Origin of the sequence: Paracoccus sp. (in: a-proteobacteria) (assembly GCF_030538755.1) — a bacterium.
Classification (GTDB): Bacteria; Pseudomonadota; Alphaproteobacteria; order Rhodobacterales; family Rhodobacteraceae; genus Paracoccus.
Window position 1 is genome coordinate 19085 of sequence record NZ_JAUNTJ010000019.1, and the last position, 18253, is coordinate 37337.

Here is an 18253-nt window from a genome sequence, read left to right on the forward strand (position 1 = left end):
TCATGCTCTCCGTTTCTTGGCACGAACGTCCAGCCAGACGGCGATCAGGATAACCAGGCCTTTGACGATCAGTTGATAGAAATAAGGCACCGACAGCATGTTCATCCCGTTGTTCATCACCCCGATAATCAGCGCACCGATCAGGGTGCCGACCATCGTTCCGACCCCGCCCGCCAGACTGGTGCCGCCGAGGACGGCGGCCGCAATAGCGTCGAGTTCATAGCTCATTCCCGCATTCGTCTGCGCCGAGTAAAGGCGCGAGGACAGCAGGATGCCCGCAATCGCCGCCATGACACCCGACAGCGTAAAGATCGCGATTTTCAGCCGGTCAACCTTGATACCGGAATAAAGTGCTGCTTCGCGGTTTCCGCCAGTCAGATAGGTGCGCCTGCCGAATGTCGTGCGCGACAGCAGAATATGGTTAAACAGGAACAGCACCAGCACGATCCAGATTATGATGGGCAGACCAAGAAACGAACCTGCCCCAATTGCGATCCAGGACGGATCCGAGACCATCTCGGGTGCGCCATTCGTCGGCAGACTAACCAGACCCCGATAGATCCCCATGGTTGCGACCGTTACGATAAAGGATGGCAGCATCAGCTTTGCGGTCAGCACTCCGTTTATCGCACCCATCGCAGCCCCTGCGGTCAGAGTGAACAGCAGGGCTGGCACAAATCCCATCCCCATAGCCAAAGCCTGCGCGCCAGCCATGCCCGCAACGGCAATCATCGAGCCGATGGACAGGTCAATTTCGCCCAGCAGGATCACCCATGTCATCCCGAAGGCGGCGATGGCGACAACAGCGACCTGCTGCAAAATATTCGTCAGATTGGCCACGGTCATGAAGCGAGCGTTCATGATCGAGAAGATGATGCATAGCAAAATCAGCGCCATCAGGATGCCGCCATACTGCAAAATCAGCGCACGAATCTGATGACCGCGCTGTGTAACAAGCGGATCGGTTGTATCAGTCATTTTGATGTTCCCGTTGCATGAGCCATGACACGTTCCGGCGTCAGATCGGCACCCGTCACTGTTGCTGAAACCTGACCCTCGGCCATGACGATCACGCGATCAGCCAGGCCCAGAACCTCGGGCAGTTCAGATGAAACCATGATGATGGCGGTCCCTTCGGACGCCAGCTGGCGGATGATCCGATAAATCTCGAACTTGGCACCGACATCCACGCCACGCGTGGGTTCATCAAGGATCAGCACGCGCGGGTTGGTCATCAGCCATTTGGCAAGCACGACCTTCTGCTGGTTGCCGCCCGACAGCGTTCCGGCCAGTGTGTCCAGCGAATTTGTCCTGATCGCCAGCCTCCGTACCTCGGTCCCCGCTGCCTTGCGTTCATCGCTGAAATTCATGAACCCAGCCTTGTCGGCAAAGAAGGGAATGGCAGCCGCAGAAATATTCGGACGCAAGGCGGCGCCCAAGACCAGCCCCTCTTCCTTGCGGTTCTCGGTCACAAAACCGATGCTTGCCTTGATTGCTTCAGCCGGGTTGCGGAACCGTGTCAGATGTCCATCCACGCGAATTTCGCCCTCGGCGTGACGCATACCGAAAAGCGCGTTCATCACCTCGGACCGGCCCGATCCGACAAGCCCGAAGAAACCCAGAATTTCGCCGGCCCGAACTTCGAAAGACACGTCCCTGAACTCGCCCTTGCGCGTCAGGTTTGAGACCTGCATCGCTGGCGTCGTCGGCAAATCACCCACCGGGACCAGCGCGGGCGGATAGATTTCGTCCATTTCTCGCCCGACCATCAATGCGATCAGTTCCTCGATGGTGGTCGCGTCCCGCTCGCGGGTCGCAACATACTCGCCGTCTCGGATGACGGTGATATCATCGGACAGGCGCATGATTTCTTCCATACGGTGCGAGATATAGATAATCGCCGTCCCGCGGGCCTTCAGACGCTCGATGATGCCAAAAAGAATCTCGGCCTCGGAATCCGACAGCGAAGAGGTCGGCTCATCCAGGATCAGAACCTTGGCGGGCTGGCTGAGGCCCTTGGCGATCTCCACCAACTGGCGTTGGGCAATCGACAGATGCCCCACCTTCGCATCGACATTCACAGGCAGGCCCAGATCCTGAACCAGCGCCGCCGCCTGTTGCCGCAGCTTGCGATGATTGATGAAACCAAAGCTGGCCGGTTCACGCGTCGCCATGATGTTTTCGGCGACACTGAGATTGTTGCACAGGCTCAATTCCTGAAAGACAATGGCCAGCCCACGCTGCGCCGCCTCGGTGGGATTCTGCGGCAGATAGGGCTGTCCATCCAGAACCATCTCACCTGCGGTTGGCGGATAAACTCCGACAAGAATTTTCATCAATGTCGATTTTCCGGCCCCGTTCTCGCCCAGTATCGTATGGACACGGCCCGGACGGATATCCATGCGCATGTTCTTCAGCGCCTCGACAGGGCCGAAACGTTTCTTTACATCGCGCAAGGACAGCATGATTTTCTGCGTCTCACTCATGATCCGCGCACCCCTGATGTCCTCTTTGTCCCCGCCCGGCAGCGTGCCGGAAGGGGACGTCGGTCGTCGGAATGAACCGGCGATCAGTTCTTGGTATAGACGCCCGGAACGATGGGCTGTTCGGCGGGAACCTCGTTCCCTGCAATGACCTCGACAGCCGTATCCACAGCCGCTTTGCCCATTGCGTCGGGAAACTGCTGGATCACGCCGACCATGACGGGATCGCTGTCAACTGCGTTGCGCGCTTCTTCCATGCCGTCAAAGCCGATGACCTTGACCTGATCCTGAAGGCCCGCTGATTTTACGGCAACTGCCGCCGCCAGTGCAGCATCGTCACCAAATCCAAAGATTCCGGTAATATCGGGGTTGGCCTGAAGCATGTTCTGGGATGCAGCCAAGGCTTCGGCACGGGTGATGCCAGTCTGTTGCGCAACAATCTCGATATCCGGGAATGCCTCCAACCCCTTCTTGAAGCCATCGATCCGGGCGACAACCGATTGCACCGTCGGGTAGTCGATGATCGCAACCTTGCCAGTACCAGACAGCACTTCGCCCATCAGTTCCGCAGCCTTGACACCGCCGGCGTAGTTATCCGTGCCGATATGCGAGGTCACCTCGGCATTTGCGACAGGAATATCAACCGTGATGACCTTGATCCCCGCCGCTTCGGCCTTGGCAATGGCGGCAACCGCGCCCTGGCTGTCAACCGGAGAAATCACGATGACATCGACGCCCTTGACGATGAAATCCTCGACATCTGCCAGCTGTTTGTTCAGATCCTGATTGGCAATGCTGACCTCCAGGGGGACATTCCTGGCCTCTGCCTCGGCCTTCATTGCATCAGCAAGTTCGATGTAAAAAGGGTGCTGTTGTGTCAGCAGGGACGCGCCAATCCCATCGGCAAACGCGGCTGGCCCGGCGCCAAGGGCAACAGTGATCAGCAGCGCCGAAAGCGATTTATTCAGGGTCATGTCAATCCTCCCAGGATCTCGTTCACGAGGAGACCACAATTTTCGGCGCAGCCCGCCGACCGCAACTCCCCCTTGCGGCTGACTGGAGGTTAGTTAATTTTTAACTCGTGTCAAATTTAATTTTTCTTGATGAGCGCCGTTGGCTCGCAGCCGTAAATCGAGCAATTAACAGCGTCCAAGGCGTCATCGCTAACTGTTCTGGAAGGTTGCCCTACGACTTCCGCCTTGATACCGGTATGATTGTGATGCGTGACTTCCCATGCGCACAAATTCAGGTAGTGCGGTTGCTTTCTACAGGTCTTGCCCTCGTTTCATCGGACACTCAGGCGGCTGCGGTTTTACTTGCAATGGACTCGCGTAAGGATTGTATTTTCAGCCCTGAGTGCAGATGATTTTAGTTGCAGTCCTCGATCCGGCCTCTGATCACCCTGAGAACGGTCTGTGCATCTGCCAGCAGCGTCACATGGACGTAGCCGCTTTACCAAGACTTCGGATTGCCGCTGCCCCGCAATTTCAGACCCAGTTGTCGAGCGAAGATTTGTGTATCCTGCGCGATGCAGGGCGATTCGCGCACCGGTCGGTCAGCATGGCGCAACCGACGACGCGGCGAGAAAAGAGGCCCAAGACAAACGCGAGGCAGAGCCAGCCTTTTGCCGTCCAGATGCAAGAGATGTCCGTGGCCCATTTTGGGTCAGGACCATTCGCCGTAAAGTCCTGCACCACCAGATTGGGTGGGACGGTCAGGCACGTTCGCTGTCAGTCGTGCGCGTGAGGCGCCGTTTCTGTCGCGCAACCAACTGGTTCTCGTGTGCGATGCCGTCCGTCTCATGGCCCTCATCGACGAGATCACGGTGCATGCGCGGACTAGCAGTCTATTCGAGCGCACGGGAATGGGGCTTCATCGACGATCCGAATCCGTAAAGCATATCTGGCACCATGCCGTTCGTCTGGCCGGGTCAGCGCGGCGCTTGGTGCCGCGCTCTTTTTAGATCATGGAAGCAGGCAGGATCAGGTCAGCCACCTCGTCAGGAATATCGGCAAGCAGGACGTTTTGCGCGGCTGTGGGCAGCAGGGCTGGCTCATTTACCTGATTTCCATGAACAGGGCCGCGGCAAGGCGCGCGCGCTCGGTCAGGCTGTTGGTGTGGATATGCTCATCAAGGGTGTGCAGCCCGGCGCCGCGCAGGCCGATAGAGTCCAGTGTCGGGATACCCATGGCGCCGGTGAAATTGCCGTCCGAGCCGCCGCCCGAGGATTCATGCGTCAGCTCGAAGCCCAGCCGTTTGGCGATGCCGTGTGCCTGATTATAAAGGGCTGTCGTGCCGGGCAGGCCGGGCGGCCAGACCGGGCGGGTTACGCCGCGTGTGACCGTGAAAGACACACCGTTGCGGGTGTCCTGCAACGCCTCGATGGCGGCGATCCCCCGGACCAGGTCGTCCTGGGTCTTGGCCATGCTCAGCACCTCGGCATGGCACGAGGACGAGACGCAGTTCACCCATTGCCCGGCCCGGATCACGCCCACTGAAAAGGTGCAGTCGGGCGTTGTCATCGCCTCGATCTCCAGCACGCGACGGGCCATTTCGGCAATGGCTGACCGGCCATCCTTCAGCGCCCAGCCAGCGTGCGAGGGCACGCCGCGCGTTTCCAGATTGAACCGCGCGATGGCATAGCGGCCCGTCACCGCTCCGCCATCGGGCAGCGCAGGTTCGGGCAGCAGCACGCAGGCGCTGCGGCGCGCCTCGTCCTCGATCAGGCTGCGGGTGGCGGGGGTGCCGACCTCTTCATCGGGGGTGAAAAGGAATGTTACCGGCAAGGGCGTCTGCCAGCCCGCCTGATGCAGCACCCGTGCGGCCTCGATCATGGCGAAATTACCGCCCTTCATGTCCTGAATGCCCGGTCCCCATGCCTTGCCCGCCTCGACCCGCCACGGATTTTTTGCCAGCGTGCCGATGGGGTGGACCGTATCCATATGGCCCGAGACCATGATTCCCGGCACCTGTCCGTGATCGGGATGCGGAAATCGCACACGCAACGAGGCACCATAACCGCCCCTGGGGGCGATGTGATCGACGCTGGCCCCCATGGCGGCGCAGTCGCGGGCAGCCAGTGCCATCATCCGCGTCACGGCATCGGCGTCAAAGGTCGGGCTTTCGCATTCGATCCACGGGCGCAGCCGCGCCAGCATGTCGCTTTCATCGAAAGGCAGGGTCAGTGCGTCCATCATGCGGCATCCTGTTGCGGCAGGCGGGTTTCGATGATGCGGGCATAGATCGAGGCACCGACGGGCAGAATGTCCGGGTCCAGCACATAGGCCGGGTTGTGCAGCCCGATGGTGCCGGAATGACCAAGGCGCAGATAGGCGCCGGGCACCTTTTGCAGCATATCGGCAAAATCCTCGGACCCGGTGGCGGGTGGTTCGCCGTCGTGAATCATCTGATCGCCCACGATTTCGGCTGCGGCCGCCAGATAGGCGCTGCTGGCGTCGTCATCGTTCATCAGCACGTCAAAGACATTTCGCAGTTCCACGTCGATCTGCACGCCGAAGGCCGAGGCGAAACCGGCGCAGATTTCTTGCAGCCGCTTGCCCGCCAGTTCGGCCACCGACTGATCGAAATAGCGGATGGTGCCGGCCAGTGTCGCGGTTTCCGGCACCACATTATAGGCGCTGCCGGCGTGGAGTTGTGTAACGGACAGAACGCAGGGATGCAGCGGCCCGATGTTGCGTGATACGATGGTCTGCAACTGCCCGACCAATGCCGCGCCGATCATCAGCGCATCGCGCGATTGCTGTGGCATGGCGGCGTGGCTGCCCTGACCGCGCACGGTGATGTCAAAGAACAGCGCCCCGGCCATTGCCGCCCCCCGGCACAGGCCGACATGGTTCGGCTTGCCGATGGGGGCGTTGTGCAGCCCGTAGATCTCATCGACGGGAAACCGCTCGAACAACCCTTCCGAGATCATCCGGCGCGCGCCGCCCAGCCCCTCTTCGGCGGGCTGAAAGATGACGACGGCGGTGCCGTCGAAATTGCGCGTCGCGGCCAGATATTCGGCGGCCCCCAGCAGCATGGTGGTGTGCCCGTCATGGCCGCAGGCGTGCATCACGCCGGGATTGGTCGAGGCATAGGGCAGGCCCGATTCCTCGGTGATCGGCAGGGCGTCCATATCGGCGCGCAGCCCGATGCGGCGGTTGCCCTGACCCTTCTTGCCACGGATGATGCCGACGACACCGGTGCCGCCGATACCTTCATGCACCTCATCGACGCCGGCGGCGCGCAGGGCATCGGCGACGATCCCGGCCGTGCGGTGTTCCTGAAAGCCCAGTTCGGGATGGGCGTGCAGATCCTCGAATACGGTGCGCAGGCGGGGGGCGGCGGCATCAATGGCTGGCAGGGCGGGCATGGCGGTTCCTTCAGGCGGGGATCGTGGTGAAGTTCTGAAAATCCCAGCCGCGACCGGGCGCGGCCTCGATCAGGGTGCGGGTATATTCATGGCCAGGCGACGCAAGGACCGCGCCGGCGGGGCCGTATTCGACCACACGCCCGCGCTGCATCACCAGCACATCATCGCAGATCTGCGCCGCGACGCGCAGATCATGGGTGATGAACAAAATGGCGATGCCGAATTCGCGTTGCAGATCGGCCAGCAGGTCCAGAACCTGCGCCTGAACCGATACGTCCAGCGCGCTGACGGCTTCGTCTGCGACCAGCACGTCGGGGCGCATGGCGACGGCGCGGGCGATGGCGATGCGCTGACGCTGGCCGCCGCTGAACTGGTGCGGATAGCGGGTCAGAGCATCTTCGGGCAGGCCGACGATCTTTAGCAGCCGTCGCGCCTCGGCCAATGCGTCCTTGCGTGGGGTGCCGTAATTCACCGGCCCCTCGATCAGGCTTTCGGCGATGGTCCAGCGCGGGTTCAGGCTGCGGTTGGGGTCCTGAAAGACGACCTGAATGTTGCGGCGGTGCGGGTGCATCTGCCGACGCGACAGATGGGCGATGTCGGTGCCGTCCAGCACGATCCGCCCGGCCGAGGGGTCGATCATCCGCATGACGCAGCGTGCGACAGTCGATTTGCCCGACCCGCTTTCGCCGACGATGCCGACGGTGCGACCGGGGGCAAGCGTAAAGCTGATATTGCTGGCCGCGATAACGCCGGGCCGCGCCCGCAGCCAGCCGCTGTCGCCATAGGTCTTGTTCAGCGACTGCACGTCCAGCACGGGTGCCGCTGTTGTGCTGGCTTCGGGGCGCATGGCGCGGGGGGTCAGGCTGGGCACCGCCTGCAAAAGCTGACGCGTGTAATCCTTGGCCGGGGTTCGCAAAAGCTGGCCAATCGGCGCGGTTTCCACGATTTTTCCGTGACGCATGACGGCGACGGTATCGGCGATTTCGGCCACCACGCCCATGTCATGGGTGATGAACAGAACCGCCGTGCCGTGGATTTCCTTCAGCTCGTCGATCAGCAGCAGGATCTGTTTCTGCGTGGTCACGTCCAGCGCCGTTGTCGGTTCGTCCGCGATCAGCAGCGCGGGTTCCAGAATCAGCGCCATCGCGATCATGATCCGCTGACGCTGGCCGCCGGAAAGCTGATGTGGATAGGCGCGCATCACCCGGTCCACATCGGGCAGATGCACCTGTTCCAGAATGGCGCGCACCCTGTCCTTGGCACCGCGACCGGCGCGGTCGTGCAGTTCCAGCACCTCCATGATCTGATCGCCGATGCGCAGCACCGGGTTCAGCGCCGTCATCGGTTCCTGAAAGATCATTGCGATGCGAGCGGCGCGCAAGGCGCGCATCTGCGCCGGTGTTTTGGTCAGCAGTTCATCGCCGTCAAGCTGGACCGAGCCACCCTGAACCGCCAGCGTATCAGGCAAAAGCCCCATCGCCGTCAGTGAAGTCACGGACTTGCCCGAACCGGATTCGCCCACCAGACACAGCGTTTCGCCCCGCCGGATGGTCAGGTCGATGCCGTCAAGGATCGGTGTCTCTATACCGTCCGCGCGCACGGTCAGGTTGCGGATGTTCAGCACCTCGGGCTGGTTTGAAAAATCGGTTTCGCGATGCATCAGCCGGTCCTTTTCTTCATCCGCGGGTCCAGCATGTCGCGGGCGGCATCGCCCAGCAGGTTCACCGACAAGATGCACAGCGACAAGACCAGCCCCGGCCACAGGATCAGTTCAGGTTTCAGCCGAAAGAACATCCGCCCCTCGGCCATGATATTGCCCCATGTCGGTGTTTCCGTGCTGACCCCGGCACCAAGGAAAGACAGGATTGCTTCGGTCAGGATGGCCGAGGCAAGGATATAGGTGCCCTGCACGATCAGCGGGGCCAGCGTGTTCGGCAGCAGATGCCGCATCAGAATTTTCGGCATGGATGACCCAAGGGCGATTGCCGCCTCGACATAGGGTTCTTCGCGCGCTGACAGAACGATGGCGCGCACCAGCCGCACGACGCGCGGTATCTCGGGGATGGTGATGGCGATGATGACCGAGCCGATGGACGGTCCGCTGAGTGCGACCAGCGCAATCGCCAGAAGGATCGCGGGAATGGCCATCAGCGCATCCATGACCCGCATGATGATGCCGTCCAGGCTGCGGAAAAATCCGGCAATCATGCCGATGACCATGCCGATCAGCACGCTGACCACCGCCGCCCCGATCCCGATCAGCAGTGAGATGCGCCCGCCGATCATGACCCGCGACATCAGATCGCGCCCGAAATTATCGGTCCCCAGCCAATGATCCGAGGATGACCCCTGCATCCGGCTGGCGGGGTTCATCGCCTGCGGATCATAGGGCGCAAGCCACGGCGATAACAGCGTCATGATGACGATCACAGCCAGGATCAGCGCAGCGATACGGGGTGCCCAGCCCAGCCGGGACAGCAGGCCAGATCCGATCATCCGCGCGCGGGGGACAGGGGCAGCATCACTCAATAGCGGATCCTCGGGTCGAACAGCGTGTAAGATATGTCGATAATCAGGTTCACCAGCACATAAAGGGCGCTGGTCAGCAGGATCATCGCCTGAATGACGGGGTAATCGCGGGCCAGCACCGCATCGACGGTCAGCCGCCCGATGCCGGGAATGTTGAACACGGTCTCGGTGACAACGACGCCTGAAATCAGCATGGCAAACCCGGTGCCGATCACGGTCAGGATCGGCACAGCCGCATTGCGCAGCGCGTGGCGGAACAGCACCCGACGTTCAGGCGCGCCCTTGGCGCGGGCGGTGCGGATGTAATCTTCGCCCAGAACCTCCAGCATATTGGCGCGGGTCATCCGGGCGATCAGCGCGACATAGATCGTGGTCAGCGTCAGCGCCGGCAAAAAAGCCGTGTGCAGAAACGGCCCGATCCCGGCACTGATCGGGCGATAGCCCTGCACCGGGAACCAGCCGAGATTGATCGAGAACAGCAAGATCAGCAGATAGCCGATAACAAAGACGGGCACTGAAAAGCCCAGAACCGAAAAGGTCATGACGACGTAATCGGCGGTCCTGCCGTGGCGCCATGCGGCGGTCACGCCCATCGGCACGGCAATGGCGACCGACATCAGGATCGTCAGCAGGGCGATCGAGATGGTCGGCCCGATCCGGCTGGCGATCATCCCCGAGACCGGCGTGTTCGAGATCAGCGAGGTGCCCAGATCGCCGCGCATCAGCTCGCCCATCCAGCGCACGAACTGCATCGGGATGGGATCGTTCAGCCCCATCGTTTCGCGGATCCGTTCGATCTGGGCAGGGGTGGCATTGTCACCGGCGATGATCGCGGCCGGATCGCCCGACAGGCGCAGCAGCAGAAAGACAAAGACCGCCACGATCAGCAGCACCGGGATCACGGCCAGGATGCGGCGCAGAATATAGATGTGCATCGACACCTCCTGGTGAAAGGGCCGGTGCAGGCTGATGCACCGGCCCGGTGGCGGTCATTGGGATTTCTGGATGTTCCAGAACACCGGCACGGGCGTTGGCAGCATGTCGGTGATGGTGTCGCGGCGCGCTTGGGGCAGGGTGTATTGGCCAAGCGGGATCAGCAGAACATTGTCCAGCACATGCGACTGGATGCGCCCGGCGACCTCGCGGCGGCCTTGCTCATCGGTCTGTTCGATGAATGCGGCCTTCAGTGCCTCGATTTCCGCATCATCTGGCCAGCCGAACCAGCCGTCATCGCCGCGCCCGTTCAGCATCACATTGCCAATGGGCGAGTTGATCTCGGGCACCATCCAGTTGGTGATGAACATATTCCAGCCGCCATTGGCGGGTGCGTTCTGGCTGGCACGGCGCGTGACCAGCGTCTGCCAGTCCATCGGTTGCAGATCGACGGTAAAGCCCGCATCGCGCAACTGTTGTGCCACAACCACCGGCTGCGTATTCAGTGAAACGACATCGGTGGGGTGCATCAGCACGATGGGCGTGCCGTCGTAACCGGCCTCTTGCAGCAGCGCGCGCGCCTCGTCTTGCCCGGTGCCTGCCGTCAGGCTTTCCGATCCGGTCTCGTCGCCCAGCGGTGTGCCGCAGCCCAGCACCGCGCCGCAGACCTCGAAATATTCGGGATTGCCGATCATCGCGGTCAGAACGGGTTCCTCGCTGATCGCCTTCAGCGCGGCCTGCCGGATCTGTTGATTATCGAAGGGAGGATGCAGGAAATTGGGGCGCGCCATGGTCTGCATCCCCAGCGGCTCGCGGGTTTCAACCGTCACGCCATCGGTTTCCAGAATCGGCAAAAGGTCGATCTGCACCTGTTCGATATAGTCGATCTCGCCGCCGGCCAGCGCGTTCACGGCGGTCATCACATCGGGCATCGTGACCCATGTCACCCGATCCAGATGCACGACCTTGCCGCCCGCCATGCCGTCAGCGGGTTCATCGCGCGGGACGTAATCGGCGAATTTCTCATAGGTGACGGAAACGCCGGGGTTGAACTCTGATTCGACGAAACGGAAGGGGCCAGAGCCGATATAGTCTGTCAGCGCCGTATCGGATGATCCTTCGGCGACACGCGCCGGCATGATAAAGGGCGGCAGCGCCGATTGCTTGGACAGCGTGTCCAGCATCGGGGCAAAGGGTTCGGTCAGGGTCCAGGTGATGGTGCGGTCATCCGTGGCCTCAAGACTGGCCGTGCGCTCCATGATGATCTGGCCACCGGAATCCTTTGTCGCCCAGCGGTTCAGCGAGGCCACGGCATCGGCAGCCGTGACCGCCGCGCCGTCGTGGAACAGCAGCCCGTCGCGCAGGGTAAAGGTATAGGTCAGCCCGTCATCCGATATGGCCCAGTCGGCCATCTGCGGCTGCGGCTGGAAATCGGAATCCTGCGCGATCAGCACGTCATAGATCATATAGGCGTGGTTGCGGGTGATATGCGCGGTGGTCATCACCGGGTCCAGCACGCGCAGGCTGGAATGCATCACGGCGGTCAGTTCTGTCTCGGCCCATGCCGCACCGGAAAGCGCGGTCGTGGCCGCAAGGGCGGCGATCAATCGGCGTGTATATGTGGTCATGCAAGGCTCCTCTGCTTGCTGGAGGCGGTCTTGGTGCCGTTTCCAGGTGTAAAAGGGATGCCCATCGGTTCCAGACGGATGCCGGGACGCAGGGCGGTAAAGGGCAGGTCTGCGGGGCTGACCGGCATCGGGCCGGGCGCGGCGGCAGTCAGGATTTCGGCAGCGATGGGCTGGAAATCGGCACGGAAATGGACCGAGGATTTGACGACGAGGATGGCGCAATCTTCGGGGTTGATATGGACAAAGCGGAACATTTCGCGGTCAGCCATCTGCGTTTTGCGGCTGGCCAGAACGATGCGCACCCCGCCTTTGCGCAGACAGGCCGAGGGGCCAAGCTCCATCATGGTGCCGCCGTAAAAGGGGCCGGTCGCGGTCAGGCGGCCATCGGAAAGTGCCTCGATTTCGAACTGATCCGTCAGCGGGCTGTCGCCGCTGATGCCCGAACGCCCGCCCAGAGCCAGCCGGATCGAGGCACCGGCACCGGCCTGATGGCACATCGCGGCGGCGGGCGGATCGACGATCAGGCCGATGGCGGCGTTCTGTGCGTCAAGGGCAATCAGCGCGCGCAGCATCCCTGTGGTGTCGCTGTCACCGCCCGCGCCAGGGTTGTCCTGGCTGTCGGCGATGATGATCGGGCGGTCTGCATCCCTGGCCATTGCCTGTGCGCGGCGCACGGCATCTGCGGGGGACAGCGCCTCGCCCCGAAATTCGGGTTCTGCCTTGCTGACGGCATCGGCCACGCGATCACAGGCGGCGTGGGCCGCATCGGCGGTTTCAGCATAGGCGATGACCGAGGGGCCGCAATCGGCGAAATCGGCGGCAGGAAAGCCCATGAACAATTCGGCCCCAACCTGTTCGGCCAGTGCATACAGCCGCTGTCCGGGCTGCATCAGCGTCGATTGCCAGGCGATCGGGATCAGAAAATCAAGCTGACGAAAGGCCTTGTGCAGTCGTTCGCCCTGCATCAGCCGGCCCAGCCCCGCTGCGCAGCGCCGACCCGTTTCGGCCATGTCCACATGGGGATAGGTGCGAAACCCGACCAGCAGATCGGCGTTTTCCACCATCATCGGGGTGATGTTGCCATGCAGGTCCAGCGCCGCGGCAATCGGCACATTCGGGCCAAGAAGGGCACGCAGCCGCGCAATCAGCGCGCCTTCGCCATCGTTTTCTCCTTCGGCCAGCATGGCGCCGTGCAGGTCCAGAAACACCCCGTCCAATGGGCGCTGATCGTGGGCGCGGGCGACGCTTGCGATGATTTCCTCGGCAAACAGGTGATAGGCTTGGGCCGTCACCGGGGCCGATGGCGAGGCCGCCGCATAAACCAGCGGCACCATGTCCCAGCCCTGCGCCAGCCCGTATTCGACGCCGCCCGAAATCTGCCAGTTCAGCCCCGGCGCGCGTTCTAGAATTTGTGCCCCGCGCGAAACCGGCAGATAGCCCCCGCCATGCTCAAACGCGGCAACATCGGCCGGTGTCGGGGCAAAGCTGTTGCTTTCGTGGACAAACCCGGCCAGCGCGACACGGGGTGATCGAGGGGGGTGGGTCACGGCGATGTCCATAGAGGATACAAAATATATGTATTGTCTAGCGATACGACCTTATCGCAATATCAGCCTAGGAGATGCCCATTTCGCGAGTCAACCCTATGAGTCAGGCGCAGGTGCCAATTTCCCGAACTGCCGATGTGGCGGGCAGTCACGACCGATTGATGGTGCAGGCGCTGGCGCGGGGGCTGCGTGTGATGCAGGCGTTCGATGGTGCCGCCGGCCCCTTGTCGCTGGGTGAAATCGCGGCGCGGGCAGGGATGGACCGCAGTGCGGCGCAGCGGCTGTGCCATACGCTGCGCGCGGCAGGCTGGCTGGTGCCGGGCGAGGGCGGGCAGGGCCTGCGCCCCGGCAGGGCGGTTTTGACCGCAACCTATGATGCGCTGCGGCTGGACCCGGTGCTGCAACGCGCCAGCCCGATCCTTCTGACTCTGCGCCGGGAATTGCGCGAACGGGTGGACCTGTCCCTGATGGATGGGCAGCGCCTGATTTATGCGATGCGGATGCAATCCAAGCGCGAGAACTTTTTTGCCACACTGGTCGGTCATACCGTGCCGCTGGCGCAGACCTCGGGCGGGTGGGCCTGCCTTGCCGTTCTGCCTGAACCCGAGGCCGAGGCGCTGATTGCTGCCGCGCCATTGACGCAGATCACCCCGCGAACCCTGACCGACCCGGCGGCAATCCGGGCCGAGGTGGCCGCAGCGCGGACGCAGGGCCATGCGGTGGCGCTGGAACAGATCCAGATGGGCGAGATCGCGCTGGGCGTGGCCATTCGTGATGCCAGCGGCCGGCCAATCGGCGCCATCCATGTCGCCGGTTCTCTAAGCGAATGGCGGCCCGACGATTTTCGCAGCCGCGTTGCCCCTCTGGCGGCCGAAGCGGCGATGCTGATCGAAAAAGGAGGTGGCGCAGCATGACCCATCTGATGCTGCCCGGACTTGAAGCGCCGGGCGAAATTCGCGTCGATCGCTGGGGTGTGCCGCATATCCGTGCCGCCAGCCTGCACGATGCGTTCTTTCTGCAAGGGTTCAACGCCGGGCGTGACCGGCTGTGGCAGGTCGATCTGTGGCGCAAGCGCGGGCTTGGGCTTTTGGCGGGCGATTTCGGCCCCGGTTATCTGGCACAGGATCGGGCCGCGCGCCTGTTTCTTTACCGTGGTGATATGGACGAGGAATGGCGTCATTACGGCCCGGACGCCAAAGAAATCTGCACCGCTTTTGCCGCTGGTCTCAACGCCGCTGTCGATGCGGTGCTGGCGGGCGATCTGCCGCTGCCGCCCGAGTTTGCGCGCTTTGGCACCCGGCCCGCGCATTGGCAGCCCCAGGATGTCGTGCGCATCCGCATTCACGCCCTGTCGCGCAATGCCTTGTCCGAATGGGCGCGGTGGCAGATGGTTCGGGCGATGGGGCCAGAGGACGGCGCCGCCGCCGATCAGTTGCGCACCCCGCTGGACCCGCCGCTTGCGCCTGCGGACTGGGGGCCGATGGCTGATGCCGATCTGCCCGATGCGGCGATGGATGTGTATCGCCTTGCCATGGCTCCGGTCAGTTTTGCGCGTGAACGGCTGGCTGCAACGCTGGATCAGGCCGAAGAATGGGCGCGCACCGAACAAGGCCGGGTTGTCCGCACATCGCCGGTCGAGGGCTCGAACAACTGGGCCGTCGCAGCCACGCATACGGCGACGGGCCGACCGCTGATGGCCTCGGACCCGCATCGGGCGCTGTCCACGCCCTCGCTGCGCTATCTTGTGCATCTCGAGGCACCGGGCCTGTCACTGATTGGCGCGGGCGAGCCTTCCTCGCCCGGTATCATGGCCGGGCATAACGGACATGCCGCGTTTTCGCTGACGATCTTTCCTGCCGATCAAGAGGATCTGCTGGTGCTGAACCTCGATGGCGATGGCTGGTGCCATGATGGCGGCACCCAGGCCTTTCGCCATATTGATGAAACGATCCCCGTGCGCGGCTATGCCGATCAGCCGGTCCGCCTGCGTTTCGCGGGCAAAGCGCCGGTGCTGTGGGTCGATGACCGCCATGCGCTGGCGATCCGCACGGTGGCGACCGATGCCGGAACCGCGCCCTATATGGCCTGCCTTGCGGCGATGCGCGCGCGGACGCCCGATGCCTTTCGTGATGCGCTGCGTGGCTGGGGCAGCCCGACGGTGAACCAGATCTATACCGATGTGAATGGCGCGCTGCTGTGGCAGGCAGCGGGCTTTGTGCCGCAAAGGCGGGCTGGGTGTGGCGTGGTGCCGGCACCGGGCGATGGGTCTTGCGACTGGACCGGCTTCATGACGGCGGCCGATCTGCCGGGACATGACGACCCGGCCTGTGGTTTCGTGCTGTCCGCGAATGAGATGAACGTGCCGCATGGGTGGGACCACGCCATCCGCCCGATCAGCCATGAATGGCACCATGGCACGCGGGCGGCGCGTATCGCGCAGGTGCTGGCTGACGCACCGACCGATGTTGCCGGGTCTGTCGCGCTTCAGGCGGATGTGTTCAGCGATCTGGCGCTGCGGCTTTGCGCCTGCCTGCCCGATGAAGGCGGGGCGGCACGCCTTTTGCGCAACTGGGACGGGCGGCAAACGGCTGATAGTGGCGCGGCGCTGCTGTATGGGATCTGGACGGCGCAGCATCTGGACCCGTCGCTGATCGCGCGGCTGCCCATGGCCGCGCAGAACGTGATCGAGCGGCCCGATGTTGGCGTCCTCGTCGAACTGTTCGAGGGGAGCCGCCCCGATCTGGCCCGTGTGCTGGGTCTGGACCGTGCGGCGCGGGCGGCGCTGTTGTCGGAAACGCTGCTGGCTGCCTGGGACCAGTGCCGGCGCGATCATGGCGATGACCCGGATCGCTGGAACTGGGGCGATCTGCATGCCGCGCTGTTCCGCGCGGCCTCTGGCGATCAGGCGGCAGGGCCTTTGCCGGTCGGCGGGGGGCGGGCGACCGTGATGCTGTCTTCATATGAGGCGGGCGGGTTTCAGCCCGCAAACGGTGCCTCGGTGCGGATGGTGGTGGATGTGGGGGGCTGGGACAACAGCCGCTGGATCAATGCGCCCGGCCAGTCAGGCGATCTGGCCGGGCCACATGGCGGCGATCTGGCCCCGATCTGGGCGGCAGGGGGCACGGTGCCGATGTTGTTTTCGGCCGGTGCGGTGGATATGGCGACCGAGGCGCTGTGGCACCTTACCCCTCGGTGATGCCCGCATCCAAAGGCGGCAGCCCTTGTCTGGTCTGGCCGGGGTGCCCGGCAGGCACTGTATCGGCGATGGTCGGTGAAGCGAGGGCCATATCGGCGGGTTCGGTGATCGGGCGTGCGGCCTTTGGTGCCGGCCGTGGCCGCCGCCGGAAAAGCAAGGAACCGCCGTCATCAGCGGCGGTTCTTTTTGTTCGGTCAGCCTTATGGGGCCGTCAGACGATGGTCGCCTCGGTCGAGGCGCGGATGTCTTGTTCGGTGACGCCATCGGCAAGTTCGACGATGCGCAGGCCGCCTTCGACGACATCCAGCACACCAAGGTTGGTGATGATGCGGTCCACCACGGCCTTGCCGGTCAGCGGCAGGGTGCATTCCTTCAGCACCTTGGATTCGCCGGCCTTGTTGGTGTGGTCCATCACCACCACCACGCGCTTGACGCCGGCGACCAGATCCATGGCGCCGCCCATGCCCTTGACCAGCTTGCCGGGGATCATCCAGTTCGCCAGATCGCCGTTTTCGCTGACCTCCATCGCGCCCAGGATGGCCATGGCGATCTTGCCGCCGCGGATCATCGCAAAGGACTGCGCGCTGTCGAAATAGGCCGAATGCGGCAGTTCGGTGATGGTCTGCTTGCCCGCGTTAATCAGGTCGGGGTCCACCTTGTCTTCGGTCGGGAAGGGGCCGATGCCCAGCATCCCGTTTTCTGATTGCAGCGTGACATGCACGCCCTCGGGGATGAAGTTGGCGACCAGCGTCGGAATCCCGATGCCAAGGTTCACATACATCCCGTCTTGCAGTTCCTGCGCCGCCCGCGCGGCCATCTGGTCACGATCCCAAGCCATTCGCTTATCCCTTCCGAACGGTGCGCTGTTCGATGCGCTTTTCATGCTCGCCTTGAATCAGGCGGTGGACATAGATGCCGGGCAGGTGAATGTGATCGGGGTCCAGACTGCCGGTCGGGACGATTTCCTCGACCTCGGCCACGCAGATGCGACCACAGGTGGCGGCGGGCACGTTAAAGTTGCGCGCCGTCTTGCGGAAGATCAGGTTGCCGGTTTCATCGGCCTTCCACGCCTTGACGATGGCCAGGTCGGTGACGATGCCGCGTTCAAGGATATAGGTTTCGCCGTCGAAATCCTTGTGATCCTTGCCCTCGGCGATGACGGTGCCGACGCCGGTTTTCGTATAGAAACCGGGGATGCCCGCCCCGCCCGCGCGCATCCGTTCGGCCAGAGTGCCCTGCGGGTTGAATTCCAGCTCCAGTTCGCCGGACAGATACTGGCGCATGAATTCCGCGTTTTCGCCGACATAGGACGACTGCATCTTGCTGATCTGCTTGCTGTCCAGCAGGATGCCAAGGCCGAACCCGTCCACGCCGCAGTTGTTGCTGGCGATGGTCAGGTTTTTCGTGCCCGCCTTGTGAATGGCCGCGATCAGCAGTTCGGGGATGCCGCACAGGCCAAACCCCCCCGCCGCGATCGTCATCCCGTCTTGCAGGATACCGGCCAATGCCTCATCGGCATTCGCATAAACCTTTTTCATCTGGCTCCCCTTATTCCCTTTGGCGAC

14 protein-coding genes and 1 pseudogene are annotated in these 18253 nt (G+C 62.9%); 2 read left to right on the forward strand and 13 right to left on the reverse strand.

From position 1 onward, the window contains the following. The 11 genes and pseudogenes from Q4G14_RS11725 to Q4G14_RS11775 form a co-directional block, all read right to left on the reverse strand. On the reverse strand, window positions 1-897 hold the full coding sequence (locus Q4G14_RS11725; RefSeq protein WP_303361937.1) for an ABC transporter permease: 897 nt from the start codon (window positions 895-897) through the stop codon (window positions 1-3). 77 nt (window positions 898-974) lie between these two features. Then, window positions 975-2486, reverse strand: a complete 1512-nt coding sequence (locus Q4G14_RS11730; RefSeq protein WP_303361938.1) for a sugar ABC transporter ATP-binding protein — start codon at window positions 2484-2486, stop codon at window positions 975-977. Between the two features lie 83 nt (window positions 2487-2569). After that, the gene (locus Q4G14_RS11735) at window positions 2570-3457 is read right to left on the reverse strand and encodes a substrate-binding domain-containing protein (RefSeq protein WP_303361939.1); all 888 of its coding nucleotides are present in this window, start codon (window positions 3455-3457) and stop codon (window positions 2570-2572) included. 594 nt (window positions 3458-4051) lie between these two features. Further along, a pseudogene (locus Q4G14_RS11740) lies at window positions 4052-4263 on the reverse strand (IS3 family transposase); the annotation flags it as partial. Between the two features lie 277 nt (window positions 4264-4540). Then, a complete protein-coding gene (locus Q4G14_RS11745; RefSeq protein ID WP_303361940.1) occupies window positions 4541-5680 on the reverse strand; it encodes a M20/M25/M40 family metallo-hydrolase in 1140 nt (379 codons plus the stop codon). Beyond that, window positions 5677-6855 carry an amidohydrolase gene (locus Q4G14_RS11750; protein WP_303361941.1) on the reverse strand — a complete coding sequence of 393 codons (1179 nt, stop codon included), beginning with the start codon at window positions 6853-6855 and terminating at the stop codon, window positions 5677-5679. Before Q4G14_RS11750 ends, Q4G14_RS11745 begins: the two co-directional genes overlap by 4 nt. Window positions 6856-6865: 10 nt before the next feature. After that, window positions 6866-8515, reverse strand: a complete 1650-nt coding sequence (locus Q4G14_RS11755; protein WP_303361942.1) for an ABC transporter ATP-binding protein — start codon at window positions 8513-8515, stop codon at window positions 6866-6868. Next, window positions 8515-9351 carry an ABC transporter permease gene (locus Q4G14_RS11760; RefSeq protein ID WP_303361943.1) on the reverse strand — a complete coding sequence of 279 codons (837 nt, stop codon included), beginning with the start codon at window positions 9349-9351 and terminating at the stop codon, window positions 8515-8517. The genes Q4G14_RS11755 and Q4G14_RS11760 overlap by 1 nt, the downstream gene beginning before the upstream one ends. A 29-nt stretch (window positions 9352-9380) precedes the next feature. Next, window positions 9381-10319 (reverse strand): ABC transporter permease, encoded by a 939-nt coding sequence (locus Q4G14_RS11765; RefSeq protein WP_303361944.1) that lies wholly within the window; start codon window positions 10317-10319, stop codon window positions 9381-9383. A 54-nt stretch (window positions 10320-10373) separates the two neighbouring features. Then, window positions 10374-11945, reverse strand: a complete 1572-nt coding sequence (locus Q4G14_RS11770) for an ABC transporter substrate-binding protein (protein WP_303361945.1) — start codon at window positions 11943-11945, stop codon at window positions 10374-10376. Next, window positions 11942-13504: a M81 family metallopeptidase gene (locus tag Q4G14_RS11775; RefSeq protein ID WP_303361946.1), complete on the reverse strand. Its 1563-nt coding sequence runs from the start codon at window positions 13502-13504 to the stop codon at window positions 11942-11944. The genes Q4G14_RS11770 and Q4G14_RS11775 overlap by 4 nt, the downstream gene beginning before the upstream one ends. Before the next feature lie 86 nt (window positions 13505-13590). Here Q4G14_RS11775 and Q4G14_RS11780 point away from each other — a divergent pair, with 86 nt between their 5' ends. After that, window positions 13591-14406: an IclR family transcriptional regulator gene (locus Q4G14_RS11780; protein ID WP_303361947.1), complete on the forward strand. Its 816-nt coding sequence runs from the start codon at window positions 13591-13593 to the stop codon at window positions 14404-14406. Continuing rightward, a complete protein-coding gene (locus Q4G14_RS11785) occupies window positions 14403-16688 on the forward strand; it encodes a penicillin acylase family protein (RefSeq protein ID WP_303361948.1) in 2286 nt (761 codons plus the stop codon). Before Q4G14_RS11780 ends, Q4G14_RS11785 begins: the two co-directional genes overlap by 4 nt. A gap of 211 nt (window positions 16689-16899) precedes the next feature. Here Q4G14_RS11785 and Q4G14_RS11790 read toward each other — a convergent pair whose 3' ends face one another. Both Q4G14_RS11790 and Q4G14_RS11795 read right to left on the reverse strand, forming a co-directional pair. Next, complete coding sequence (locus tag Q4G14_RS11790) at window positions 16900-17526, reverse strand: 3-oxoacid CoA-transferase subunit B (RefSeq protein WP_303361949.1); 627 nt, start codon at window positions 17524-17526, stop codon at window positions 16900-16902. A 4-nt stretch (window positions 17527-17530) separates the two neighbouring features. After that, window positions 17531-18226 (reverse strand): CoA transferase subunit A, encoded by a 696-nt coding sequence (locus Q4G14_RS11795; protein ID WP_303361950.1) that lies wholly within the window; start codon window positions 18224-18226, stop codon window positions 17531-17533. Window positions 18227-18253 lie beyond the last annotated feature (27 nt).